Raw genomic sequence first — 24,918 nt, forward strand, 5'->3', positions numbered from 1 at the left:
TGAACAAATGTGCCTACAATCGGAACCCGACTAAGCCGCCGGGGGTCGAACCAGGCTTCGCCCGGAGCCGCTGGACCTCATTTGCTTGTGTTGCCCGCCGGCTCCGGACAGACCCGTAAATAACAATCAAGAAAGGCCCGCCCATGGTGACCGAAACCGGCCCAAACCTGATCCTGCGCCCGCTGGAGCGCAGCCACCTGCATTTCGTACACAGCCTGAACAACGACGCGAAGATCATGCGTTACTGGTTCGAGGAACCCTACGAAACCTTCGCCGAGCTGACTCAGCTCTATGACCGCCATGTGCACGACCAGCGCGAGCGCCGCTTCGTCTGCGAGAACCTGGATGGCGAAGCCGTTGGCCTGGTCGAGTTGATGGAGTTGAACCATATCCACCGGCGCGGCGAGTTCCAGATCATCGTGGCGCCAGCCAGCCAGGGCCGCGGCTACGCCGGCACGGCCACCCGGCTCGCCATGGACTACGCCTTCATGGTGCTGAACCTGCACAAGCTTTTCCTGATCGTGGACGTGCAGAACGCCAAGGCGATCCATATCTACGAGAAATGCGGCTTCCAGCGCGAGGGCGAACTGCTGGAAGAGTTCTTCAGCTATGGCGCCTATCACAATGCATTGCGCATGTGCGCCTTCCAGCGCGACTACCTCGCCGCGCGCAACGCCCGGCTCTGAGCGCCCCGCCCAGGCCCGAAATCAGCCCGCCAGCTCCCCGACCGCCTTCCACGCCTGGTCGATGGCGGCTGTCAGCGAAGGGCTGCCCGCGCTATCGCTGTTAGCGATCACCACATTGCCCGCGCTGGCGCGCGAGTGATCCAGCACGGCCTGCGCTGCCGCCTCCTCCTCGAACAGGCTGTTGGGCATATAGCTGTAGCCGTGCGCCCAGCGGTTGACGGTGATGCCGCGAATCACATCCTTGCCGGCGAAGCCGCCGGGCGCCAGCATGCGGTCTAGCTGGCTGCGGATACCCTTCTCCAGTTCGCCGAACGGCGTACCAAGCAGGAAAGCCCGCCCGGCGCGGAAGCGTTCGCGCGCCTGCATCCCGCTGTCCGGCACGGTGGGCACATAGAGCATGTGCAGCACCACCGGGTCCGCCGGGCGCGCGCCGGCCGGCTTCTCCAGCCACAGGTCGGTGTAGGCCATGGCCGGCGCATGGATGCGGCTGGTCTTGAGCGCCTCGAAGGCGCGCCAGTTGTCCAGCGCCACCTTGGTGTAGACCACCGGGGCCTTCACGTCGGAGCGCAGGGCCTGCTTTTGGGGCGCCGGCAGGCCGGGCATGATGAACGGGATCATCATGTTGTAGCCGGCCAGCACCACGTGCGCGGCTTCGACCCGGTGCAGGTTGCCGCTCCAGCCATAGGTCACGCGCGTGATGCGCTGGTCCGGCTCGATGGCGATGGCCGTGCTGTTCAGGCGTACCCGTACCTTGGAATCGTCGGTATCGAGCCGGCTGTAGTCGAAACCGGCCGCGCCGATGTCATCGGGGCTGCCGGACTTCGTCACGCCCGGGATCATGTTCCGCACCAGCAGCCGCGCCAGCGTGGCATTGCCATCGGCAAACCAGAGCTTCGATGCGGGCGACTTGCCAAGGCGTGGATTGAGGCTGGGCGGCGGCATGTTCTTGCCGCCCGGCAAGCCGATGGCCAGCGCGTCGAACAGCGATACGCCGTCGGCGTCCAGGGCATAGGCATCGTTGCTGCGGCTGCGGAAAAAGCGCTGGCCGTCGAGACCCACGCCGGCCTTCTCGCGCAGGAAGGCCGCGTAACTGGTGCGCTTCAGGTAAGCCAGCCGCTCGCCCTCGCCCATGCCCGCCAGGTAATCCGTGCCGCCATCGGCCAGGCGCGCCAACGCGTCGCGGTCCTGCTGCGGCAGCGGCGTCTTGTCCAGGAAGGCTTTGAACGCCGCGGCACTGGCCGGCTGCGCCCCGGTATTGCGGGCATCGATCTGGCTGGCAAACGGATCGCCGGCAAGCAACTGGTCACGGCCAAAGTGTTCCGCGTCGAAGAAGACCGAGCGGCCCATGCCCAGCTCGCGATACAGGTCGCGTTCGGCGGCCTGATGGCGCTTGGGATCCACGCCGAGCCCGGCCAGCAGCGTGGCTACCGCGCGGCTGTCGAGCGCGGTCGGCGGCATCTCGGCGCTGCCGCCGTACGTCACCAGTTTCTGTCCGCGTACCGTGAACTCGTTGCGCTTGGCATGGCCACCGAAATCGTCGTGGTTGTCGAGGATCAGGATGCGTTTGCCGGCGCCGAAGCGGCGCTGGTAGAACCACGCCGCCGCCAGCCCGCTGAGGCCACCGCCCACCACCACCAGGTCGAAGACTTCGCGCGCCATCACGGCAGGGTATTTGGCGCCTTCGCGGGCCAGGCTGTGCGCAAGCGTGTAGGTGCCCGCATGGTTGCCGCGCAGCCCGGTCAGCGCCGGGGGATAGCCGGCGCTGCGTTCAGCGGCCTGCAAGAGCTGGGACGGCGCCAGCCCCGCGGCGATGGTGAGTGCGGCGCCGTTGAGAAAGTCTCTGCGCGTGATGGTCATGGCAATATCGTTCGCTTGGTTTGGGTGGCGCGGGCTCAACGGCGCTCAGCGGTGTCGCGCTGACGGCCCAGTTCGGCGCGGCGCGCGGCTACCGCCCCTTCCGCTACAGGGCTGGCGCGATTGCCCCAGCCGGTGCGGATAAAGGTCAGCACGTTCGCCAGCTCCTGGTTGTCCAGCGTCCAGCCATAGCCGGGCATGTGGTAATCGGTGGCCGCCGTGCCCACGTGCGCGGTCACGGCGCCGTCGAGCAGCAGGTTGGCCAGCGAGGACGGATCAGGATCCACCACGGTCGGATTGCCCGCCAATGGCGGGAAGACGCGGGCAAAGCCCTTGCCGTTGGCGCCATGGCAAGGCATGCAGAATTCGGCGTACTGGCGCGCGCCGGTGGCGTCGAAGCGGCCCTGCGCGAGCATGTCGGCGGTGCCGGCATCATAGACGTAGGGTGTCTCGTCGCTGCGCGTGCCGGGCACCGACTTGAGATACACGGCAACGGCATCCAGATCCGGGCGGCTCATGAACTGCGTGGACGATGCGATCACCTCGGACATCGGCCCGAACGAAGTCGCATGCGCATTGCGCCCGGTGTGCAGATATTCGGCAATGTCTTCGCGCGACCAGCTGCCCAGCCCCGTACGCGGGTCGCCCCGCAGGTTGGTGGAAGCCCAGCCTTCCACGCTGGCGCCGGCCAGGAAATGCCGGCTGCGTTCATCCAGCCCCTTCTCGGCCATCAGCGCGCCGCGCGGCGTATGGCAGGCGCCGCAGTGGGCCACCGCTTGTACCAGGTAGGCGCCGCGATTCCACGCTGCACTCTGGCTGGCATCGTTGCGCACCGGCCCGGTTTCGAGGAACAGCCAGTTCCAGACGCGCAGCAGCCAGCGCATGCCGAACGGCCAGCGCATCTCGGGTTCGGCGGTTTCCTGCCGCACGGCTTTTACTTCGGTGCGCAAGTAGGCATAGAGCGCCTGCACGTCCGGTTCGGCGAGGCGGGCATACGACGGGTAAGGCATGGCGGGATAAAGCCGCTTGCCGTGTTTCGCCACGCCCTCACGCAGCGCGCGGTCGAACTCCTCGAACGTGTAGGCGCCGATGCCGCTCTCGGCATCCGGCGTAATGTTGGTGGAATAGACGGTGCCCACGCCGGTCTTCAACGGCAATCCGCCGGCAAAGGGCGCGCCACCGGGGCTGGTGTGGCAGGCGGCGCAGTTGGCCACCTTGGCCAGGTAGCGGCCACGCTCGATCTGCGCCGCGCCGGGGGCGTCCGCCGCAGCCGCGAGGCATGGCGCCAGCAGCAAGGCGGCGAAGGCGGCGGCAGCGCTGCGCAAGTGCCTGCGCGCAAGGGCGGAAATGGTGCCGGCGACGGCGGCGGTAGCGGAGAACCGCCTTGTGGCAAGGCTCATGGGGCTGATTGTCGTTTTAAGCGCCGCGATGGCGTTCCGTGCGGCAAGCGTGCGCAGCCCGCGCGCGGCGGGCAGAGCATCATGGTTGCAGACCTGGGCGGCCCTGCGGATGCGGGATGAACTGGCGCGCCCGCGCTTCAGGCGTGGGACACCGCCCAGTGCGCCAGCGACACAAGCAGCAGCACGAGGCCCGCCGCCAGCGCCACGCCGGTCAGGATCAGCGGCACCGGCCGCACCGCCTGCAGGTCGCGCATATGTTCCTGGCCCTTGCGCAGGCCAAAAAATCCCCACAACACCGTAATCACCAATCTCAAGGGGTTCATTTCCGTCTTCCTTGCATGCTTGCCACACATCGCATGACCGTACGTCCGGGGGGCGGCCGACCGTGCAACGGCATGGCTTTTACTAGTTACGGCGCATTATGGCCGTGGCTGGCAAGTAATAACAGAATCAGATCTGCGATAATTTTGCGTATCAGTTTGACGATCAGGCATTTGTAGACCCCTGCCCCCCTGCCCCATGAAGCGCTACGAAGAGCTGGCGGAAACGCTGGCCAAGGACATCCGCAGCGGCAACCTGCCGCCCGGCACCAAGATGCCGTCGATCCGCAAGACGGTGGCGCAGTATGGCGTGAGCCCTTCCACCGCGTTCCAGGCGTACTACCGGCTGGAGGAACGCGGGCTGGTACGGGCGCGCGAGCGCTCCGGCTACTACGTGACGGGACCGGTGGGGCGGCCGCTGCCGCAGCCGGCGGTGCGCCGCTCGCACCAGGTCTCGACCGACGTCGATATCTCCAAGCTGGTGTTCTCCGTGCTCGATGCCGCGCGCGATCCTCAGCTTGTCCAGCTCGGCTCGGCCTTCCCTTCGCCCGAGCTGTTTCCCTGGGAGCGTCTGGGCAAGTCGCTGGCCCGCGCCGGGCGCGAACTCGATCCCTGGTATTCCGTGAACGACATGCCGGCCGGGCATCTGGCCCTGCGCCAGCAGATCGGCTTGCGCTACCTTGGCGCGGGAGCCCCGCAACCCACCGAGGAAATCGTCGTCACCAACGGTGCGCTCGAAGCGCTCAACCTGTGCCTGATGGCCGTGACCCAGCCTGGCGACGTGGTGGCCATCGAGTCGCCCGGTTTCTATGCTGCCCTGCAGGCGCTGGAGCGGCTACGTTTGCGGGCCGTGGAGATCCCGGTGGATCCGCGCGAAGGCATCGACCTGGACGCGCTGGATGCCGCCCTGAAGCGCCACCCGATCAAGGCTTGCTGGTTCATGACGCAGTTCCAGAACCCGCTCGGCGCCAGCATGTCCGAGGGCAGGAAGCAGCGGCTGGTGGCTTTGCTGGCTCGCCACCGCGTACCGCTGATCGAGGACGATGTGTACGGCGAGCTGTACTTCGGCAACCGCTGCCCGCTGCCCGCCAAGGCCTTCGACCAGGAGGGCCTGGTCATGCATTGCAGTTCGTTTTCCAAGACACTGGCGCCGGGCTTCCGGGTGGGCTGGGTGGCGCCCGGGCGGTTCGGCGAAGCGATCCAGCGGCTGCGGCTGATGACCACGCTGTCGGCAGGCGTGCCGACGCAGGTGGCTCTGGCGGAATACCTGCAGAACGGCGGCTACGACAAGCACCTGAGGCGCCTGCGCCATCTGCTGGAGATGCAGCAGGGCCAACTGATCGCCGCCATTGGCCGGCATTTCCCCGAATCGGTACGCGTCTCCCAGCCCGCGGGCGGGTATTTCCTGTGGGTGGAGTTTGCCGAAGGCTTCGATGCGCTGGCCCTGCACCGCGCCGCGCTCGAGCATGGCATTGGCATTGCGCCGGGCCCGATCTTCTCGGCACGGCAAGGCTATCGCAATTGCATCCGCCTGAACTACGGCCACCTTTGGAGCGACGCCGTGGAAGCGGCCGTGGCCAGACTGGGCGAGCTGGCGAAGGCGCAATCATGAGCAGGCAGGGGCCCACCCGCTCAAGCGGCTGTCCCGCCCCGGCCATGCCTGCCCAGGTACCATTCCCCAAGTTCGAATCCCGCCTGCACAAGGAGCGCAAGCACCGCGGACGGGATGGCGCCCGCCATCAGCAGGACGTGATCATTCAGCGCGAGCCCGGTCGCGATGCGTTCCCCGTAGCCGCCGGCGCCGACGAAGGCGGCTATGGTGGCCGTGCCCACGCTGATGATGGCTGCTGTCTTGATACCGGCCAGCAGCACCGGCATCGATAGCGGGAGCTCTACGTAGCGCAGCACCTGGCCAGGCCTGAAACCCAGGGCGCGCGCGGCCTCGCACATCCCCCTGGGCACTTGCTGCAGCCCCGTCAGCGTATTGCGCACGATCGGCAGCAGCGCATAGAGGAACAGCGCCACCATGGCGGGCCATACCCCAATGCGCCCCAGCAGCGGAATCAGCAGGGCCAGCAAGGCCAGCGAGGGCACCGTCTGCAGCACGCTCACCGCCGCCATCAAGGCCTGGCCCAGCCGGGGACGGCGTGCGGCCACGATGGCCAGCGGCACACCCAGCACGGTGGCGGCGCCCACGGCGCCAAGCACCAGGGCCAGGTGCCGCCTGGTCAGGCGCAAGGTATCGCGGCCGAACAAGGTGGCTGCGAGTCCGGCGCGGGCGTCTGGCCGGGCTCCCGCTTCGGCGGAAGTCGCCGCGGCGCCGCCATTCGCCAGGAAGGCGTGCGCTACCGTGGCGAAGGATTGCCCGTCCAGTTCAGCCGCCGCGTTCATCGCGATCATGTCTTGCGCGTGTATCTTTCCCTCCAGGCGATTCAAGGCCTGCCAGGCCGCCGGAAAGCGCTGTGGCAGGTCGCGCCGGTACAGCACCACGGCGTCGTAGCGCGGGAAGTAGTGCCGGTCGTCGGTCAGCACGCGCAGCCCGTACTTGCGAATCTTGGCGTCGGTCGAGTAGATGTCGATGGCATCGACCTGCCCGTTGGCCAGGGCTTCGTAGGCAATGCCGTGATCCAGCCCCATGGGGCGCTGGCGCAGGCCATAGCGTTGCGCCAGCCCGGGCCAGCCATCCGCCCGGCCGAGAAATTCATGCGACAACCCCAGGCGCAGTTGCGGCTGCGCGGCCAGGTCTTCCAGCGCCGCCAGGCCAAGCTGGCTCGCCTTGGCCTCGCTCACCGCCAGTGCGTAAGTGTTCTCGAACCCGAGTGGAATGCCAGCCGCCAGGTCAAACGGCGCCAGCGCCCGGTTGATCTGTTCCAGGCTCGCGCCTGGGGGCAGCTTGAGGATTTCGCTGGAAACGGTGCCGGTGTAATCCGGATACAGGTCGATGCTACCGGCCTTGAGGGCTTCGAACACGATGGCCGTGTTGCCAAGGCCGGGCGTGTGTTGGGCACTGACCTGGACCGCAGCCGTCTGGGTAAGGATTTCCCCGAGGATATAGGACTCGGTAAAGCGCTTTGAGCCAACCCGGAGCGTGTCGGCGTACACCGTGGCAGCCGCGGCGAGCAGCGCTAGCCCGACCAGCACATGGCCGAGCACCGCCATGGTTCCCGGAAGCCCGAACCGATCGCCATGCGTGGCGCCCCGCGTGCAGCTTTGAAGGGGATTCAAATGATGCGCTCTCCTGTTGCATCGCCAGGCAGGCCCCGTGGCCTCCCGTGCCGACATGGTTCCCATCATACGTGCCTGGCGCGGCGCAGGGCACACTCCCCGGTTCCGCACCGATTGCCGGCATCGACACCCGTCCCGCCGTGCCGGGGCGACGGCGCGCCAGCCGCTCCTCTTCCCCCATGCAACCGCATGAGCACATATGAAAATAGTATTTGCAATCCGAATGCTGGCGGGGCGAGAATCCAGAAAACACATACATAGCATCAACGACATCTCGCCCCCATGGAAATCCGGCAACTGGAAGCCTTCGCGGCAGTCATGACCAGCGGCAGCGTCACCGCCGCGGGGCGCTTGCTGGGCCGTTCCCAGCCGGCGATCACACGCCTGATCCAGGAACTGGAGAGCGAGATCGGCTTTGCGCTGTTCGCCCGCAGCGGGCCGCGCGTCAGCCCCACCGAGCGGGGCTTCCTGCTGTACGAGGAGGTGGAGCACGCGCTGGTCGGCTTGCAGCAGATCCGGGCCCGTGCCGCTGAAATCGCCCGCGAGGAAAACCGCTCGCTGCAGATCGCCGCCACGCCGGCCCTGGCGGCGGGCCTGTTGCCCCTGGCGCTGGCCGGCAACCGGCCGGACCATGCCACCGCGGGCACCGGCACCGTCAGCCACATCCATATCAACAGCGCCTCCCCGGAAAAAGTCGTGCACTCGGTGCTGACCGGCGCGGCCGAGATCGGCCTGACCAGCCTGCCCCTGGAGCATCGCGGCGTCACCGTGCACTGGATCGGGCAGGCTGCCTGCGTGGCTGCGGTACGCGCCGACGATCCGCTGGCGGCGCTCGCCACCATCCCGCTCTCGGCCTGCAGCGGGCGGCGCATCGTCACCATGCAGAACCCCTACCGGCTACGCCGCCGCCTGGACGAGGCGTTTGCCCGTGCCGGGGTGGAGCCGGCCGCGCTGATCGACACCAATTCCTCGCTCAATGCGCTCACCGCCGTACGTGCCGGACTGGGGATCGCCGTGCTGGAGCCGGTGACAGCGCGCGGCGTGCCGCTGGCGGATATCGTGGTACGCCCGATTGATGCCGATATTCCTTTCTACTTTGGCGTGATCACCCCCCAGACCAGGCCCGCCAGCGCCGCCGTGCTGGCGCTGATCAACACGCTGGCCACCGCGGCACGCCACTTGCTGCCCGATTTCACCCAGCGCGGCCCGGAACAGCACGGCGCGCTGCTGCAAGCGCTTTATGGCGACGCCGCGGCCACCGAGGCCGCCAACGGCGCCTCCCACGACACCGAACACATCGACCTATGAACTTGCCTGCCGAAGCCATCCCGGCCATATCCGCTGCCACCGCCGCCACCGCCGCAGAAGGCCTCGCCGCGCTGGAAGCGCGCTTGCGTCAGGACCTGTCCTGGCTGGAACTGCCCGCCAGGAACTGGACCGTTGCGCGCGCGCACGATGGCGAGCCGGTGCTGGATGTTGCGGTGATCGGCGGCGGCATGGCCGGCATGGCGGCAGCGGCTACGCTCAAGCACCTGGGCATCAACGCACGGATATTCGACCGCTCCCCGGCCGGCTTCGAGGGTCCCTGGGCCACCACGGCGCGCATGGAGACGCTGCGCTCGCCGAAGCAACTGACCGGCCCGGCGCTGGGCCTGCCCGCCCTGACTTTCCGCGCCTGGTTCGAGGCCCAGTTCGGTACCGCCGCCTGGGACGCGCTGGACAAGATCCCGCGCCTGCAGTGGATGGATTACCTGCGCTGGTATCGCCAGGTGCTGGAACTGGACGTGCGCAACGACCACGTGGTCGAGCGGGTGCTGCCGCGCCCCGATGGCCTGGTGGCGCTGGAAATCCGCTCGCCCGCCGGCGCGCAGACCGTGCTGGCGCGCCGCGTGGTGCTGGCCACCGGCCGCGACGGCCTGGGCGGCGCGCATGTGCCGCCCTTTGTCCAGACCTTGCCGCGCGAGCGCTGGGTGCATTCGAGCGATGTGTTCGACTACGGCACCCTGCGCGGCAAGCGCGTGGGCGTGGTCGGCGCCGGCGCCTCCGCCATGGACAGCGCCGCTACCGCGCTGGAAGCGGGCGCCGCCAGCGTCGACCTGCTGATCCGCCGCGCCGATATCCCGCGCATCAACAAGGGCAAGGGCGCGGGCAACCCCGGCCTCACCCACGGCCACCCCGGCCTGCCGGACGACTGGAAATGGCGCATCCGCCATTACATCAACGAGCAGCAGGTGCCGCCGCCGCGCGGCAGCACGCTGCGGGTGTCGCGGCATGAGAACGCGCGCTTCAACCTGGGCTGCCCGATCGAGCGCATCGAGCAGTCCGGCGACGCGCTGCTGGCGCATACGCCAAAGGGCGCCTTCGAGCTGGATTTCCTGATTGTCTCGACCGGTTTCCGCATCGCGCTGGAAACGCGCGAGGAATTCGCCGCGTTTGCCGGCCAGATCCGCTACTGGCGCGACCGCTACGCACCGCGGGAGGGGCAGGAAGACCAGGAGCTGTCGGACTCTCCGGACCTTGGCCCGGCCTTCGAATTCCTCGAGAAAGTGCCGGGCGCGTGCCCGGGCCTGTCGCGCATCCACTGCTTCTGCTATCCGGCAGCGTTGTCGCACGGCACGGTCTCGGGCGACATTCCCGCCATCAGCGACGGCGCCAGGCGCCTGGGCCAGGGCATCGCAGCCCTGCTCTACCAGGAGGACGTGGCGCTGCACTACGCCAATATGGAAGCCTTCGCCGAACCTGAGGTCTTCGGGGACGAGTGGGTGCCGGCCGGCCCGCCGCCGGCGATTCCTTCCGACGCGGCGAACGCATCATGAGCCGCTGGCCGCTCCGATGGCTGGCGCGCCGGCTGGCGCAGTCGCTGCTGGTCGTGCTGGCGATGACGGTGATCGTGTTCGCCGGGCTGCACGCGATCGGCAACCCCGTCGACATCCTGATCGGACAGGACGTGGACCAGGTCGAGCGCGCGCGCATCATTGCGCGGCTGGGGCTGGACCAGCCGCTCTGGCGCCAGTACCTGGCCTTCCTGCACGGCGCCCTGCGCGGCGACCTGGGCAACAGCCTGGTCTATAACGTACCGGCCATCCAGCTCATCCTGCAGCGGCTGCCGGCCACGCTGGAGCTGGCGGTGGCGGCGCTGTTGCTGGCCGTGCTGGTGGGCGTGCCGCTCGGGCTGTTCGCCGGCCTGTACCCGGAGCATCCACTGTCGCGCGTGCTGATGACCGGCAGCATCGTCGGCTTTTCGCTACCTACGTTCTGGGTGGGACTGATGCTGATCATGGCCTTCAGCGTGCGGCTTGGCTGGCTGCCTTCGGGCGGACGCGGCGCCACGGCCGAATGGCTGGGCGTGCCGTGGTCGTGGCTCACCGCCGACGGCCTGCGCCACCTGATCCTGCCGGCCATCAACCTGTCGCTGTTCAAGGTCTCGCTGGTGCTGCGGCTCACGCGCGCCGGCGTGCGCGAGGTGCTGCCGCAGGACTGGGTCAAGTTCGCCCGCGCCAAGGGCCTGTCGCCGCGGCGCGTGGTCCTCGGCCATGTGCTGCGCAATACGATGATTCCGCTGGTGACGGTGCTGGGACTGGAGTTCGGCTCGACCATCGCCTTCGCGGTGGTGACCGAGAACATCTTCGCCTGGCCCGGCGCCGGCAAGCTGATCCTGGACAGCATCAACGCGCTGGACCGGCCGGTGATCGTTTCCTACCTGATCGTGGTGGTGTGCCTGTTCGTCACGCTGAACCTGATCGTGGATGTTCTGTACAAGCTGCTCGACCCGCGCGTGCGGCTGGAGGCTGCCGCATGAGCGCCATCGACAACGCCGCCTCCACGGCGCAAGCCGATCCGCGGGCGCTGCGCCGGGAATCGCCCTGGCGCCGGGTGGCGGCGGACTTCTTTTCCTCGCGTACCGCCGTATTCGGCCTGGTGCTGCTGGCGATCCTGGTGCTGGCGGCGGTCTTCGCGCCGCTGGTGACGCCGCAGAATCCCTACGACCTGATGCAGCTCGACGTCATGGACGCACGCCTCGCGCCCGGCGCCGCGAGCGGCACCGGCACCTATAGCTACTGGCTCGGCACCGACGGCCAGGGGCGCGATATCTTCTCCGGCATCCTCTACGGCCTGCGCATCAGCCTGACAGTGGGCGTGGGTTCGGCGCTGATCGCCGGGATCGCCGGCACCCTGCTCGGCTTGCTGGCCGCCTATGCCGGCGGCCGCGTCGACAGCGTGATCATGCGCACGGTGGACCTGCTGCTGTCCTTCCCGTCGATCCTGGTGGCGATGATGATCCTGGCCTTCCTGGGCAAGGGCGTGCTCAATGTGGTGCTGACCCTGGTGATCCTGGAGTGGGCCTACTATGCGCGCGCCGCGCGCGGCCAGGCGCTGGTGGAGAGCCGGCGCGAATACGTGGAAGCGGCGCGCGGCCAGGGCATCTCCAACTGGCGCATCGTGGTCGGCCATATCCTGCCGAACTGCCTGCCGCCGCTGATCGTGATCGGCTCGCTGCAGGTGGCCCGCGCCATCACGCTGGAGGCCACGCTGTCCTTCCTGGGCCTGGGCGTGCCGGTGACGGAGCCCTCGCTTGGCCTGCTGATCGCCAACGGCTACCAGTTCATGCTGTCCGACGAATACTGGATCAGCTTTTTCCCCGGCATCGCGCTGCTGGTCACGGTGGTGGCCATCAACCTGGTGGGCGACCGCCTGCGCGACGTGCTCAACCCGAGATTGCAGAAATGACGGTGGCAAGCCGCGACAACACCGTGCCGACGCTGGAAGTCCGCCATCTGCGCACGCACTTCGAAACCCGCGCCGGCGTGCTGCCGGCGGTGGACGACGTCTCCTTCACCGTGCCGCGCGGCCGCATCCTCGGGCTGGTGGGGGAATCCGGCTCCGGCAAGTCCGTGACGGGCTTTTCCATCATGGGCCTGGTGGACGCGCCGGGGCGCATCGTCGGCGGCGAGATCCTGTTCCAGGGCCGTGAGCTCACCGGCATGCGGCCGGCCGAACTGCGCCAGCTGCAGGGCAACCGCATCGCCATGATCTTCCAGGACCCGATGATGACGCTCAACCCGRTGATGCGGGTGGACGCGCAGATGATCGAGGCGGTACGTGCCCATAGCCCCGCGAGCCACAAGCAGGCGCGCGAGCTGGCGCGCGACACGCTGGGGATGATGGGCATCCCCAGCCCGGAGGAACGCCTGCGCGCCTACCCGCACCAGCTTTCCGGCGGCATGCGCCAGCGTGTGGCGATCGCCATCGCCATGCTCCACCGGCCCGACCTGATCATTGCCGACGAGCCCACCACCGCGCTGGATGTCACCATCCAGGCGCAGATCCTGTCCGAAGTGCAGAAGCTGGCGCGCCAGCACGGTACCGCGCTGATCTGGATCACGCACGACCTGTCCGTCGTGGCTGGCCTGGCCGACGAGGTGGCGGTGATGTACGCCGGCCGCATCGTCGAGCAAGGGCCGGTCGATGCGGTGCTGGACCATCCGCTGCACCCCTACACCGCCGGCCTGATCGGCAGCTTGCCGAGCTTGAACAAGCGCGGCCAGCGGCTGCGCCAGATCCCCGGCATGACGCCCAACCTGCTGACGATGCCGCCCGGCTGCGCCTTCGCGGCGCGCTGCCAGCGTGTCTCCGAGGCCTGCCGGCAGGCACCGGCAATCACTTCGCCGGACGCATTGCGCCAGGTGCGCTGCTTCCACCCGGGCCAGCCGGCCGTCACCGCGGAGTTCGCATGAAGCCGACTGAACACGCTGCCGGCGAGCCGCCGCAATTGCCCGCCCTGGTCGAGGCCAGCAATCTCGCCAAGCGCTTTGGCGAGCAGGCATCCGGCCGCTTCGACTATCTCGGCCGCGCGCTGCGGCGGCTGGGCTGGTCGGAACCGGCACCGGTCACGCACGCCGTGGATGGCGTCGACCTGCGGATCCGCCGCGGCGAGGTGGTGGGACTGGTCGGCGAATCCGGCTGCGGCAAGTCCACGCTCGGCCGCATGGTGGCCGGCCTGCTGCAGCCATCGGCAGGCGAGATTCGCGTGGACGGACAAGCGGTCGAAGGCCTTGATGCCAGCGCCCACCGTGCATTGCGGCTCAAGATCCAGATGGTGTTCCAGGATCCCTACGCCAGCCTGAACCCGCGCTTGCGCGTGGACCGCATCGTCGGCGAGGGCGCGCGCCTGCACGGCCTGGTGGACGYGGCCGGCTTCGACGACTATGTCAGCGCGCAGCTTGAACGCGCCGGGCTGGACCCGGCCCTGCGCCAGCGCTACCCGCACCAGTTCAGCGGCGGCCAGCGCCAGCGCATCGGCATTGCCCGCGCGCTGGCCGTGCAACCGGAGCTGCTGGTGTGCGACGAGGCCGTGGCCGCGCTGGACGTTTCTATCCAGGCACAGGTGCTCAACCTGTTCATGGACCTGCGCGAGCAACTCGGCCTGACCTACCTGTTTATCAGCCACGACCTTGGCGTGGTGGAGCATGTGTCGGACCGCGTGGTCATCATGTACCTGGGCCGGGTCGTCGAGAGCGCACCCACGGAAGAGATCTTCCGCCAGGCCAGTCACCCGTACACGCAGGCGCTGCTGGCCGAAATCCCCCGGCTGGACTCGCGCCACAAGACCTTCACCGCCATCAAGGGCGAGATTCCCAGCCCGCTGGCGCCGCCGCCGGGCTGCCACTTCCATCCGCGCTGCCCGCATGCCATGGCGCGCTGCCGGACCGAGGTGCCACGCCTGCGCGGTATCGCAGTGAACCACTTCAGCGCCTGCCACCTGAACGACGGCGGCTGACACCAGCCTTGCTGCCAACGCATTTCCATTGTTCCCATCGCCCCGAGGAAATTCGCTTATGAAACGCCTGCTGTCCCTCTCGATCAGCACCACCATCGCGGCCATGCTGTGTGCCGGTGCCGCCTCCGCCCAGTCGCTGTCGATCGGCTTCGCCGATCCGCTGTCCTCGCTGGACCCGCAGCTCAACAACCACGCCGGCGACCGCTCCGTGGACCTGCACTTCTGGGACCTGCTGATCGAGAACAAGGACAACAAGCTGCAGCCGGGGCTGGCGCAATCCTGGAAGCCGCTGGACGACAAGACTTGGGAGTTCAGGCTGCGCCGCGACGTGAAGTGGCAGGACGGCAAGCCCTTCGGCGCGGAGGACGTGATCTTCTCCTACCAGCGCGCGCGCAACGTGCCGGGCAGCGTGGCTTCGTTCTCGGGGTATCTGCGCACCGTGGAATCGGTGACCGCCAAGGACCCGTACACGCTCGTCATCAAGACCAATATCCCGAACCCGGACCTGCCGCTGAACCTGGCCTCGATCCATATCGTCAGCAAGCATGTGGGCGAAAAGGCCAGCACCGAGGATTACAACAGCGGCCGCGCCGTGGTCGGTACCGGCCCGTACAAGTTCATCTCCTACACGCCGGGCGACCGCGTGATGATGGCGCGCAATGACGGCTACTGGGGCGGCAAGCCTGGCTGGCAACAGGTCAACTACCGCTATATCAACAACGGCCCGGCCCGCACCGCCGCGCTGCTGTCCGGCGACGTCGATGTCATCGACAAGGTCTCGGTGTCCGACCTGGCCAAGCTCAAGCAGTCGCCCAACGTCAGCGTCTTTCCCTATGCCGGCCTGCGTGTCATGCTGCTGCAGCCGAGCTTCAAGCCCGGCCCCAACCCGTACATCACGGACAACGCAGGCAAGCCGCTGGACAAGAACCCGCTGCTGGACGTGCGCGTGCGGCGTGCGCTGTCGCTGGCGATCAACCGCCAGGCCGTGGTGGGCCGCATCCTGCAAAACACCGCCAGCGTGGCCAGCCAGTGGATGCCCAAGAACACCTTCGGCTACAACCCGGAAGTCAAGGAGATTGCCTACGATCCCGAGCAAGCCAAAAAGCTGCTGGCCGAGGCGAGCTTCAAGGACGGCTTCAAGCTGACCATSCACGYGCCKAACGACCGCTAYCCGCAAGGCCCCGARACSGCSCAGGCSGTGGCGCAGTTCTGGACCCGYRTSGGCGTSAAGACCCARGTGGAAGTSGTGCCCTGGTCCGTCTATGCAGGCCGCGCCAACAAGAACGAGTACGCGGTCAGCATGCTGGCCTGGGGCAACGGCACCGGCGAGGCCAGCTATGCGCTGGTCAACGTCCTGGCCACCGTGGACGCCAAGAAGGGCCTGGGCGCCTCCAACTGGGGCCATTACAGCAATCCGGCGGTGGACAAGGCGCTGGACGAATCGACCGCGGAGTTCGACGCGCCCAAGCGAGAGGCCATCCTGCGCCGCTCGGTCAAGCTGGTGTCGGACGACGTGGGTGTGCTGCCGCTGTTCCACTACCAGAATATCTGGGCCGCCAGGAAGGGCCTGAAGGTGGCGCCGATGACCAGCGACCGCACCGCGGCGATGATGGTCACGCGCGACGCCAAGTAAGGCGGAGCGGATATGGCATTGCTTACCATCACGCCAGCCGACGGCCTGATCGACGTTCCCCGCCGGATCGCCGTGTCGGGCCTGTGCCCCGGCGAAATCGCCGCCATCTCCACACGCACGCTGCGCGGCCGGGAGATTCCCTGGGCAAGCGAGGCGGTGTTCGTGGCGGACGCCGCCGGCACGGTCGACCTGGAACGCGACGCGCCATCGTCCGGGAGCTACGCGGGCGTCAGCCCGATGGGCCTGCTTTGGTCGCAGCGCCCGGTCGACAGCGACAGCCGGGAGTCATTCCATGCGGATGCCACCCGCCCGCTCGTCACCGAGATCACTGTGCGTACCGGCGGCGGCGAGATGTGCGAGACGCGCGGCGAGCTGGTGCAGCGCCTGGCGGCCGCGGGCGTGACCCGCACGGATGTGCGCGAGGACGGCCTGGTCGGCACGCTCTACCTGCCACCCGGTCCGGGCCCGCATCCGGCGGTGATGGTGCTCAACGGGTCGGGCGGCGGCATCAACGAACCGCGCGCCGCGCTCTACGCCTCGCGTGGTTACGCGGCGCTGGCACTGGCGTACTTCAAGGCGCCCGGCCTGTCCGACTATATCTCCGGCACGCCGCTGGAATATTTCGAGCGCGGCCTGCGCTGGATTCGCGCGCGGGTCCGGCCGGCGCGCGATTTCATCGCGCTGTCAGGCCAGTCCCGCGGCGGCGAACTGGTGCTGCTGCTGGGCGCGACGTTCCCCGAGCTGGTCTCCGCGGTGATCGGCTATGTGCCCGGCGCCGTGGTGCACAGCGCGCAAAATGCCGCCGACCCCGCCATCGGCCGCGAAGGCCCGGCCTGGCTGCACCACGGCAAGCCGCTGCCGCATGTGTGGGAGAACAACCGTACCGCGAGCTGGGCGCCCTTCGACGAAGGCCCGGCGCCGCACCGGCACGAACGCGCCATCCTGACCGCGCTGCAGGATCCCGACGCGGTGGCGCGCGCCCGCATCCGCGTGGAGGACATCCGCGGACCGGTGATGCTGCTGTCCGGCACCGACGATGGCTCCTGGCCCTCCAGCCTGTATTCGCGCATGGTGGCGGACAAGCTGGCCGAGGTCGGGCATCCGCATAACGTCGAGCATCTGGATTTCGAAGAAGCCGGCCATGCCATCCTGTTCCCCTATGTGCCGACTACGCAAATGGTCTATGCCCATCCGGTTTCCAGGCGGATCAGCACCACCGGCGGCACGCCGGCGGCCAACGCGATAGCGGATGAGGAGTCCTGGACCGGCGTGCGCGAATTCCTGGCCCGCGCGGTCGCCAGCCACGCCGGCCGTGCCAGCGTCACCGAACGACTAAACCCCTGAGTCAAGACAGAGAGCCCATCATGACCCAAACCAACACAGCCACCGCCGACCTGGTGGACCGCGTGGCCGGCCTTGCCGCCGGCTCCGCCACCCACGCGCTGCGCCACCAGCGCGACAAGGTCGCCGTCTCCACGCAGGGCAGCTACGACGCCCTGTTCGATCCCGCCCTGCCTGGCCTGGTGCTCACCGAGCGCCTGCTGGTGGCGCTGTACGCCGCGCGCCTGACGCCGGCGCCGGAGCTGGCCGCGCACTATCGCGAACGGCTCGGCGAGGCCGGCGCCGATGCCGCGCTGGTCGCGATCGCCGGGCAAGGCGATCCCGCGTCGCTGGCCGATCCGCGCCTGCGCGCCATGCTCGCCTTTACCCGCACGCTGATCGAAAACCCCGTGGCCGGCGACGAAGCTGCCCTCAAGACGCTGCCCGCCGCTGGCCTGGCCACGCCCGACGTAGTGACCCTTGCGCAGCTGATCGCATTCCTCTCCTACCAGGTGCGCCTGGTGGCCGGCCTGAAGGCTCTGAAGGCACTGCAATCCGAGGAGGCCGCAGCATGAGCGCACCGATCAAGATCCAGGGCTTCACCAACGAAGTGCTCGACTGGAAGGCCTGGCTGGATGTGGTCCAGGTGGACCAGGCCACGCCCGGGCAGGTCGCGGTGCTGGAGGAAAGCCATCCCAAGGCCAAGGTTTCGGACTACTACCTGTTCCTGGTGCATCAGCCCGAGATCCTGCGCCAGCGCTCCACCGCCTTCAACGCCATCATGTATGCGCCGGGCGGCATGGCGCGCGCCGAGCGGGAACTGGCCAGCACGGTGGTTTCGCGGGTGAATGGCTGCGTGTACTGCGCGTCGGTGCACGCGCAGCGTTTCGAGCAGCTGGCCAAGCGTAACGACGTCATCACCCAGGTCTTCGAAGACCCGCACACGGCGGGCACCACCGCGCGCGAACAGGCGATTTCGCAGTTTTCCATCGAGCTGACCGAGCGGCCTGACGCGGTCAGTGCCGATAGCCTGCGCGCGTTGCGCGAGGTAGGGGTGAGCGATGCGGAGATCCTCGACCTGATTCACTCGATTGCGATCTTTGCGTGGGCGAACCGGTTGATGCTGAATCTGGGAGAACCGGTATTTCCGGTTGAGGGCGGCTGAGTCCGCGTTTCAGGCCGGCAGTGGGCCAGGAAGCTGGGCGGCGATGAGACCAGCTGGCTTCGGCCAGCGCTCCATTTGACGAAGCGCCCGGCGTCTCAGCCTTGCCCGGCCGGCTCGCAATGCACCGCGAGCCAGACCGTGGGCCGATCCGCGTCGGTCCACGCCACCCGATGCCGGCAATGCGCCGGCAGATGCAGCCAGTCGCCGGGCGCAAGCGCGCGCGCCGCGGCTTCGCCGTCGATATGCAGCCCCGCGCTGCCGCTCAGCAGCAACACCCATTCATCCTGCGCGCTGTCGTACCAGAAATCCGGCGGGCTGGCCTGACCGTTCGAGACGATCCGTTCGATCTTGAGGCCGGGCCGTTCCAGCAAGGCATCGAAGCGCTCGGCCGCGCGGTCGACCGGCACCTGCGCCAGCAGGTTGCCCTGCGGCACAGGCGGCGGGCTGGTCGTGGAATCCATCGCTGTCTCCCCTTGCACGTTGCGCGTTGCGTGCTTTCAATCGCCCGCGCCCGGCGCGAGCACATCGCGCGCGCCGTTGCGGCCCATCGGCGAAACCAGCCCGGCTACTTCCATCTGCTCGATCAGCCGGGCGGCGCGGTTATAGCCGATGCGCAACTGGCGCTGCACGGCCGAAATCGAGGCCCGGCGGCTGGTGAGCACGAAGGAGGCGGCTTCGTCGTACAACGGGTCCGCTTCCACGTCGCCGCCGCCTTCGCCGAACAGATCCGCGGCGGCGGCCTCGCCTGGGTCGCCCGCGAGGATGGCTTCATCGTAGTCGGGCTCGCCGAACTGCTTCCAGTGCTCGACCACGCGGTGCACTTCGTCGTCGGCCACAAAGGCGCCGTGCACTCGCTGCGGATAGCCGGTACCCGGCGGCAGGAACAGCATGTCGCCCTGCCCCAGCAGGCTTTCCGCGCCCATCTGGTCGAGAATGGTGCGCGAGTCGATCTTGGACGAGACCTGGAAGGCCACCCGGGTCGGGATATTGGCCTTGATCAGGCCGGTGATCACGTCCACCGACGGCCGCTGCGTGGCCAGGATCAGGTGGATGCCGGCCGCGCGCGCTTTCTGCGCCAGCCGCGCGATCAGCTCTTCGATCTTCTTGCCGGCCACCATCATCAGGTCGGCCAGTTCGTCGATCACCACCACGATCAGCGGCAGCGTGCGCAGGGGCTCGGGCGCGTCGGGCGTCAGCGAGAACGGATTGGACACGTGCTCGCCCACGGCCTCGGCGGCACGGATCTTCTGGTTGAAGCCGGCCAGGTTGCGCACGCCCAGCGCCGACATCAGGCGATAGCGCTTCTCCATTTCGCCCACGCACCAGTTGAGCGCGTGCGCGGCCTGCTTCATATCGGTCACCACCGGCGCGAGCAGGTGGGGAATGCCCTCGTAGACCGACAGTTCCAGCATCTTGGGGTCGATCATGATCAGCCGCACATCGTCCGGCGTGGCCTTGTACAGCAGGGACAGGATCATGGCGTTGACCGCCACGGACTTGCCCGAGCCGGTGGTGCCAGCCACCAGCAAGTGCGGCGCGCGCGCGAGATCGGTCACCACCGGGTTGCCGGTGATGTCCTTCCCCATAGCCAGCACCAGGTTCGAGTTGTGTCCGAGGAAGGATGACGCGGCCACGATCTCCGACAGGCGGATCATCTGCCGCCGCGCGTTGGGCAGCTCCAGCCCCATGCAGGTCTTGCCGGGGATGGTTTCCACCACGCGGATCGAGGTCACGCCCAGCGCGCGCGCCAGGTCCTTCATCAGCCCCACCACCTGCGCGCCGCGCACGCCCATGGCGGGATCCACCTCGAAGCGCGTGATCACCGGAYCGGCCGATGCGCCTACCACCGAGACCGGCACCTTGAACTCCGCCAGACGCTGCGCGATCAGGTTGCCGGTTTCCTGCAGGCGTTCCTCGGTAACCTGCTCGACATCGGCCGTGGCGGCTTCCAGCAGGGCGAGGTCCGGCAGGCGGTAGTCCGAGATGCGCGCGGGCGCCGGCGTGACGGCGATGGCCAGGGATGCCGGCATTGCCGTTGCCACGGGAGCCGCCGCCGCTGCGCCCGGCACGGGGTCAAGGGCCACGACTTTACCGACCACGGCCTGCAGCACGATGCGCGGCTTGGGCGCTGGCGCGGCGGGGGCCGCTTCCGGCAATAGCGGTGGCTCCGAGGCGGTGGCACCGTCCGCCACCGGAGCGGGGACGTTGTCCTCGCCGCGGGGCTCGATCAGCAGGTTGGCGTCGAGAACGCTATCGGCGATCTCTTCCAGTGGGGCATCGGCTTCGGGCTGGGCCGCGGCGCTGGTTTGCGGCTCGGCTTCGACCGCGACCTCTGCCTGAGCTTCGGCTACGGGCTCGGCTCCGGCTTCAGGCTGGATTGCGACCATGGCTGCGGCATCGGCCTGCGGCTCGGCTTCGACAGCAACTTCTGCCTGGGCTTCGGCTACAGGCTCGGCTTCGGCTACAGGCTGGACTGCGACCACGGCTGTGGCATCGGCTTGCGGCTCGGCTTCGACCGCAGGTTCTGCCTGAGCTTCGGCTTCAGGCTCGGCTCCGGCTTCAGGCTGGACTGCGACCACGGCTGCGGCATCGATTTGCGGATCGGCTTCGATCGCAGCTTCTGCCCGGGCCTCGGCTACAGGCTCGGCTCCGGCTTCAGGCTGGACTGCGATCACGGCTGCGGCATCGGTTTGCGGATCGGCTTCGATCGCAGCTTCTGCCCGGGCCTCGGCTACAGGTTCGGCTCCGGCTTCAGGCTGGACCGCGACCACGGCTGCGGTATCGGTTTGCGGATCAGCCTCGACTGCAACTTCTGCCTGGGCTTCGGGCTGAACTGCGGCTACGACCACGGAATTGGTTCGCGGCTCGGCTTCGACAGCCACTTCCGCCTGGGCTTCAGCAACAGCGACAGCATGTCCGGCATCCCCGGCAACCGGCTCGGTGACGATTCCGGCGGAGGCTTCGTGCAACTCGTTGGACGGTACCTCGGCAGCGGCCAAGGCCGCTTCGGTGGCCACCGGATTGCTCACCGCGTCGATTGGCGCCTCGGCGGGGGCATCGATGGCGGCATCCGGCAATGGCGCGGATGCCGCCTGCGCCTCGGCCACAGCCTCCTGCGGCGACGACGCCGGCACGGCAGGCAACGCCGGCCGACGGCCACCAGCCAGTGCTTTCAGCTCCGCCATCAGCGCCTCGGCTTCCAGGCGGATCTCCTCCAGCGTCACGGATGGCGCATCGCCTTGCCTCGCGGCGTTCGCAAGCAGTTTGGCGGGCTCGGGAGTCTCGCCGGGCACGGTGGCGGCAAGTCCGGAGACCGGCATGGCGACGTCCTCGGGGGTCAGCACGGCTACCGTCTGCGGCTCCTCGGCGAGTACTGCGATGGCTTCCCCGGTTTCCAGCACGCCGGTATCCAGCGTGCCCGCCGACTCGGGCTGCGCGGCCGGCGCGTGCGCTGGCCGCGCCTGGGCGTCCGCGGGCGGCGGTGCCACGGCAGCGGTTGTCACGGTCGTTGCGGCAACGGGCTGGACGGGCCGCGCGTTGGCTTCGGGCAGCGTCGTAATCGTCGAGCGCGAGCCCATCTGCGGCTGGCGGAAGGGGCTGCTGACCACGGTCGCGCGCGCAGGCGTCGCCGCGGCCGGGCTGGTTGTGGCGCGGGCCTGCGTGGCCACAGCCGCCGCCGCGCTGGCTGCGGCAGCCGCGGACGCCGTCCGTGCGGCAGCCTGGGGCTGGGTGGCTGCCCGCGCCGGCGCGGGCCTGGCGGGGGAAGGCCTGGCCGCGGCGGGCGCGGACACCGGCGCGGGCGCTTCCGGCTTGACGGCTCCCGGCGGCCCGGCTTGCTGCAGCCAGATCTCGCCTGGCTGCGGCGGCGAATTACGGGTGCGCGCCGGCGGCTGCCAGACGGGCTGGCGCCGCGCCGAAACAGCTTCAATGCCCTTGTGGCGCGGTACATGGTCGGCCGTGCCCGGCGCCGCGGCGTGCATCGCGCCCAGGTGCGTGGTCTCCCAGTTGTCCGGCTCGCGCGCGGTACGGGCGGGGGTGCGCAACGGCGCGGGATCCGCCTCTTCCGGCTCCGCCATGACGGGCTTGCGCAGGAACAGGCTGCGCCAGGTTTCCCCGAACACCATCGGCGCGGCCAGCGCCAGCACGCCCAGCATCAGCAGCAGGCTTGCGCTCCAGCCGAACATGCCGGAAACCAGGCCGCCCAGCGCACGGCCGGCGCTGCCGCCGGACGTGCTGCCCGCCATGCCGGCCTCGCCCGCGGCCCCCGTCAGCGCTTCGAGCGAAGCGCTCGCGCACAGCACGATCAGCGTGCCGAGCCAGACCCGCAGCGTGCCGCGTCCGCTAAAGAAACGGCGCTCACCGGCAAGCAGGCGCGCCACCTGTCGCCACACCAGCGGCACAAGCCACAAGGTCGAAAATCCGAACCAGCCAAAACCCATTATCGAAACGCCATCATCTAATACCTCGGGCAGCGATTGTAGCGGGTCTGGGCGCGGCGTTTCCGCGCAAGATGGCTGCGAGGACGGAATATCGCGCGATTTCCGTGAAGAAACGCCCTCCCCCGCCGTGCGGACCGCCATCGCCGAAGCCCGCGGCCCCCATGCCAGGACACGCGCGGCGCGCATCATGTGCGCTACTATGGCGCGACGCCCCTCTCACTTCATCGACCGTGCGGTCGATACATTCCCCAGCCAACCATGCAGACACGCTACGCCGGACTGTCCGCCCTGGTGGTCGATGACCACCCTTTCCAGTTGCTGGCGGCAGAGCAGTTGCTGACCCAGCTCGGCGTCAGCGAGGTGCAGTGCGCCGCCGACGGCCACGCCGCGCTGGACCTGCTGGCGGCACGCAAGTTCGACCTCGTGCTCTGCGATATCGAGATGCCGGGGCTCAACGGGCCGGGCATGATGGACGAACTGACCCGGCGCAAGAACGCGTTCGCGGGCGCCCAGCCGCTGTGGGTCTGGGTGTCGGCGCTGCAGGACGACATCATCGAGTCCCATGTGAGCCTGGCCGATTCGGTCGGCCTGTCCGATGTGCGGGCGATTCGCAAGCCGATCTCGGCAGTGGTGCTGGAGGAAATCCTGCAGGATGTGCTGAGGCGCGACCTCACCACGGAAGTACCCGCGGCGGCACCGAGCCAGCCGGAAGACCACGACTTGCTGGCCGCGATGCAAACGCCTGGCGCCATCTTCATCATGCTGCAACCCCAGTTCCGGATCGGCAGCGGCGCGCTGGCGGGCGCCGAAGCGCTCTGCCGCTGGCGCCATCCGGAGCAGGGCCTGATCCGGCCCGACCTGTTCATTCCCAGGCTGGAGGCGCTGGGCGAGGCCGATGCGATCTTCCAGCTGGCGGGCCAGCAATGCCTGGCGGTGCAACGGCAATTGCTGGCGCGCGGCGTGCGCATCCCGCTCAGCATCAACGCATCCGCCCAGACACTATGCCGGCCCGGCGTACTGGACGCCTTCGATGCCATGGTGGAAGCCAGCGGCATGCCACGCCAGTTGTTGATCATCGAGCTGACCGAAGGCTATCCGGTGCACGACACCCGTGCCCTGTCGATCGCACTGAACCGCTTGCGCCTGCTCGGCTACGGCGTGGCGATCGACGATTTCGGGATCGGCATCGCGACCCTCAAGCTCCTGGCCGACCTGCCATTCACCCAGATCAAGCTGGACCGCTCCTTCGTGGTCGCCGTGCCGGGCAACGGCCAGCGCGCGGCGATCTGCCGCAACGTCATCAACCTCGCGCGCGACCTCAAGCTGGAGTGCGTGGCCGAGGGCATCGAAACGCCCGTGCAGCGCGATGCGCTGCAAGCCCTGGGCTGCGATCTTGGACAGGGCTACCTGTGGTCGCCCGCGCTGCCGCCCGATATGTTCGTGGCCGAGGCGCTGGGTCGCTGGACGCCCTGAGGACGCAGGCGGAGGGCGGACCGGAAAGCCATGGGCGGCTACGCTAGTTCCACTTGCCGCTGATGCCGCCCACGCTCAGGCGCCCCGCGCCAAGCAGCGCAACCGCAAGCGCCGCGGCCAGGAACATGGCCTGCAACTCCAGCGCCCAGCCGCCGGTGTTAGCCAGCGTGCCGATCTGCTTCATGTGCACCAGGCCGACCGCGACCAGCATGTTGCCGGCCACGATCAGTGCGCCGAGCCGGGCCCAGAGGCCCAGGATCAGCAGGACGGGCGCCACGATCTCGCCGATATAGACAAGGTACGCAATAGCCGGAGGCAACCCGGCCTGCGCCACCACCTGCGTCACGAACCCTGGCCCCTCGATGAGCTTGGAAATCCCATGCAACAGGATCAGCACGCCGAGCACGATGCGCAGTATCGCCTTGCCCAAGTCCTGGGATGCCTGAGAACCACTCATGGTTGTCACTCCTTTCCGGTCCGAAAACGAAAGCGCCGCAAGYAGGCAAGTCCAGCCGGGCAGCACTGACGAAGCGCCTTTAGCTCCACGCGAGGCACGCACATGTACCTTAGTGCGCCGCGCCGTGAAGGTAAAGCCACAAGTTGCACCGGCTCGTCATTGTCCGCA

Annotated in this window: 18 protein-coding genes and 1 pseudogene; 12 read left to right on the forward strand and 7 right to left on the reverse strand. The window is 68.4% G+C overall.

The window, feature by feature from the left end:
* Positions 1-143: 143 nt before the first annotated feature.
* Positions 144-686 (forward strand): spermidine N1-acetyltransferase, encoded by a 543-nt coding sequence (gene speG, locus AC1DT6_RS04970; protein ID WP_441627996.1) that lies wholly within the window; start codon positions 144-146, stop codon positions 684-686.
* A gap of 21 nt (positions 687-707) precedes the next feature.
* Here speG and AC1DT6_RS04975 read toward each other — a convergent pair whose 3' ends face one another.
* The 3 genes from AC1DT6_RS04975 to AC1DT6_RS04985 form a co-directional block, all read right to left on the reverse strand.
* Positions 708-2,543 carry a flavin monoamine oxidase family protein gene (locus tag AC1DT6_RS04975; RefSeq protein ID WP_441627998.1) on the reverse strand — a complete coding sequence of 612 codons (1,836 nt, stop codon included), beginning with the start codon at positions 2,541-2,543 and terminating at the stop codon, positions 708-710.
* Between the two features lie 35 nt (positions 2,544-2,578).
* Entirely contained in the window at positions 2,579-3,940 is a 1,362-nt protein-coding gene (locus AC1DT6_RS04980; protein ID WP_441628000.1) for a cytochrome c, read from the reverse strand.
* A gap of 137 nt (positions 3,941-4,077) precedes the next feature.
* The gene (locus AC1DT6_RS04985) at positions 4,078-4,263 is read right to left on the reverse strand and encodes a DUF2970 domain-containing protein (RefSeq protein WP_441628002.1); all 186 of its coding nucleotides are present in this window, start codon (positions 4,261-4,263) and stop codon (positions 4,078-4,080) included.
* 196 nt (positions 4,264-4,459) lie between these two features.
* Here AC1DT6_RS04985 and AC1DT6_RS04990 point away from each other — a divergent pair, with 196 nt between their 5' ends.
* Positions 4,460-5,872, forward strand: a complete 1,413-nt coding sequence (locus tag AC1DT6_RS04990; RefSeq protein ID WP_441628004.1) for an aminotransferase-like domain-containing protein — start codon at positions 4,460-4,462, stop codon at positions 5,870-5,872.
* Between the two features lie 20 nt (positions 5,873-5,892).
* On the opposite strand, the gene AC1DT6_RS04995 is transcribed toward AC1DT6_RS04990, so the two are convergent.
* Positions 5,893-7,419 (reverse strand): ABC transporter permease/substrate-binding protein, encoded by a 1,527-nt coding sequence (locus AC1DT6_RS04995; RefSeq protein WP_441628037.1) that lies wholly within the window; start codon positions 7,417-7,419, stop codon positions 5,893-5,895.
* Positions 7,420-7,767: 348 nt separating this feature from the next.
* On the opposite strand from AC1DT6_RS04995, the gene AC1DT6_RS05000 reads away from it, so the two are divergent.
* The 9 genes and pseudogenes from AC1DT6_RS05000 (at position 7,768) to AC1DT6_RS05040 (ending at position 18,381) form a co-directional block, all read left to right on the forward strand.
* Positions 7,768-8,793, forward strand: a complete 1,026-nt coding sequence (locus AC1DT6_RS05000) for a LysR family transcriptional regulator (RefSeq protein WP_441628006.1) — start codon at positions 7,768-7,770, stop codon at positions 8,791-8,793.
* Positions 8,790-10,301: an NAD(P)-binding domain-containing protein gene (locus AC1DT6_RS05005; protein WP_441628008.1), complete on the forward strand. Its 1,512-nt coding sequence runs from the start codon at positions 8,790-8,792 to the stop codon at positions 10,299-10,301. Before AC1DT6_RS05000 ends, AC1DT6_RS05005 begins: the two co-directional genes overlap by 4 nt.
* Positions 10,298-11,284 (forward strand): ABC transporter permease, encoded by a 987-nt coding sequence (locus AC1DT6_RS05010; protein WP_441628010.1) that lies wholly within the window; start codon positions 10,298-10,300, stop codon positions 11,282-11,284. Before AC1DT6_RS05005 ends, AC1DT6_RS05010 begins: the two co-directional genes overlap by 4 nt.
* Positions 11,281-12,213: an ABC transporter permease gene (locus AC1DT6_RS05015; RefSeq protein WP_441628012.1), complete on the forward strand. Its 933-nt coding sequence runs from the start codon at positions 11,281-11,283 to the stop codon at positions 12,211-12,213. Before AC1DT6_RS05010 ends, AC1DT6_RS05015 begins: the two co-directional genes overlap by 4 nt.
* Positions 12,210-13,220: an ABC transporter ATP-binding protein gene (locus AC1DT6_RS05020; RefSeq protein WP_477114532.1), complete on the forward strand. Its 1,011-nt coding sequence runs from the start codon at positions 12,210-12,212 to the stop codon at positions 13,218-13,220. The genes AC1DT6_RS05015 and AC1DT6_RS05020 overlap by 4 nt, the downstream gene beginning before the upstream one ends.
* Complete coding sequence (locus tag AC1DT6_RS05025; protein ID WP_477114533.1) at positions 13,217-14,263, forward strand: ABC transporter ATP-binding protein; 1,047 nt, start codon at positions 13,217-13,219, stop codon at positions 14,261-14,263. Before AC1DT6_RS05020 ends, AC1DT6_RS05025 begins: the two co-directional genes overlap by 4 nt.
* A gap of 58 nt (positions 14,264-14,321) precedes the next feature.
* Complete coding sequence (locus AC1DT6_RS05030; RefSeq protein ID WP_477114534.1) at positions 14,322-15,896, forward strand: ABC transporter substrate-binding protein; 1,575 nt, start codon at positions 14,322-14,324, stop codon at positions 15,894-15,896.
* Positions 15,897-15,908: 12 nt separating this feature from the next.
* Complete coding sequence (locus AC1DT6_RS05035) at positions 15,909-17,240, forward strand: acyl-CoA thioester hydrolase/BAAT C-terminal domain-containing protein (RefSeq protein ID WP_441628020.1); 1,332 nt, start codon at positions 15,909-15,911, stop codon at positions 17,238-17,240.
* Positions 17,241-17,260: 20 nt separating this feature from the next.
* Positions 17,261-18,381: pseudogene (locus AC1DT6_RS05040) on the forward strand (CMD domain protein).
* Between the two features lie 95 nt (positions 18,382-18,476).
* On the opposite strand, the gene AC1DT6_RS05045 reads toward AC1DT6_RS05040, so the two are convergent.
* Both AC1DT6_RS05045 and AC1DT6_RS05050 read right to left on the reverse strand, forming a co-directional pair.
* Positions 18,477-18,842, reverse strand: a complete 366-nt coding sequence (locus tag AC1DT6_RS05045; protein WP_441628022.1) for a cupin domain-containing protein — start codon at positions 18,840-18,842, stop codon at positions 18,477-18,479.
* Positions 18,843-18,878: 36 nt separating this feature from the next.
* Positions 18,879-22,790 carry a DNA translocase FtsK gene (locus AC1DT6_RS05050; RefSeq protein WP_477114535.1) on the reverse strand — a complete coding sequence of 1,304 codons (3,912 nt, stop codon included), beginning with the start codon at positions 22,788-22,790 and terminating at the stop codon, positions 18,879-18,881.
* A 288-nt stretch (positions 22,791-23,078) separates the two neighbouring features.
* Here AC1DT6_RS05050 and AC1DT6_RS05055 point away from each other — a divergent pair, with 288 nt between their 5' ends.
* On the forward strand, positions 23,079-24,293 hold the full coding sequence (locus tag AC1DT6_RS05055; protein WP_441628565.1) for an EAL domain-containing response regulator: 1,215 nt from the start codon (positions 23,079-23,081) through the stop codon (positions 24,291-24,293).
* A 43-nt stretch (positions 24,294-24,336) separates the two neighbouring features.
* On the opposite strand, the gene AC1DT6_RS05060 is transcribed toward AC1DT6_RS05055, so the two are convergent.
* A complete protein-coding gene (locus tag AC1DT6_RS05060) occupies positions 24,337-24,750 on the reverse strand; it encodes a DoxX family protein (protein ID WP_045236369.1) in 414 nt (137 codons plus the stop codon).
* Between the last annotated feature and the right edge of the window lie 168 nt (positions 24,751-24,918).

This window comes from Cupriavidus sp. 01L45 (assembly GCF_056399885.1).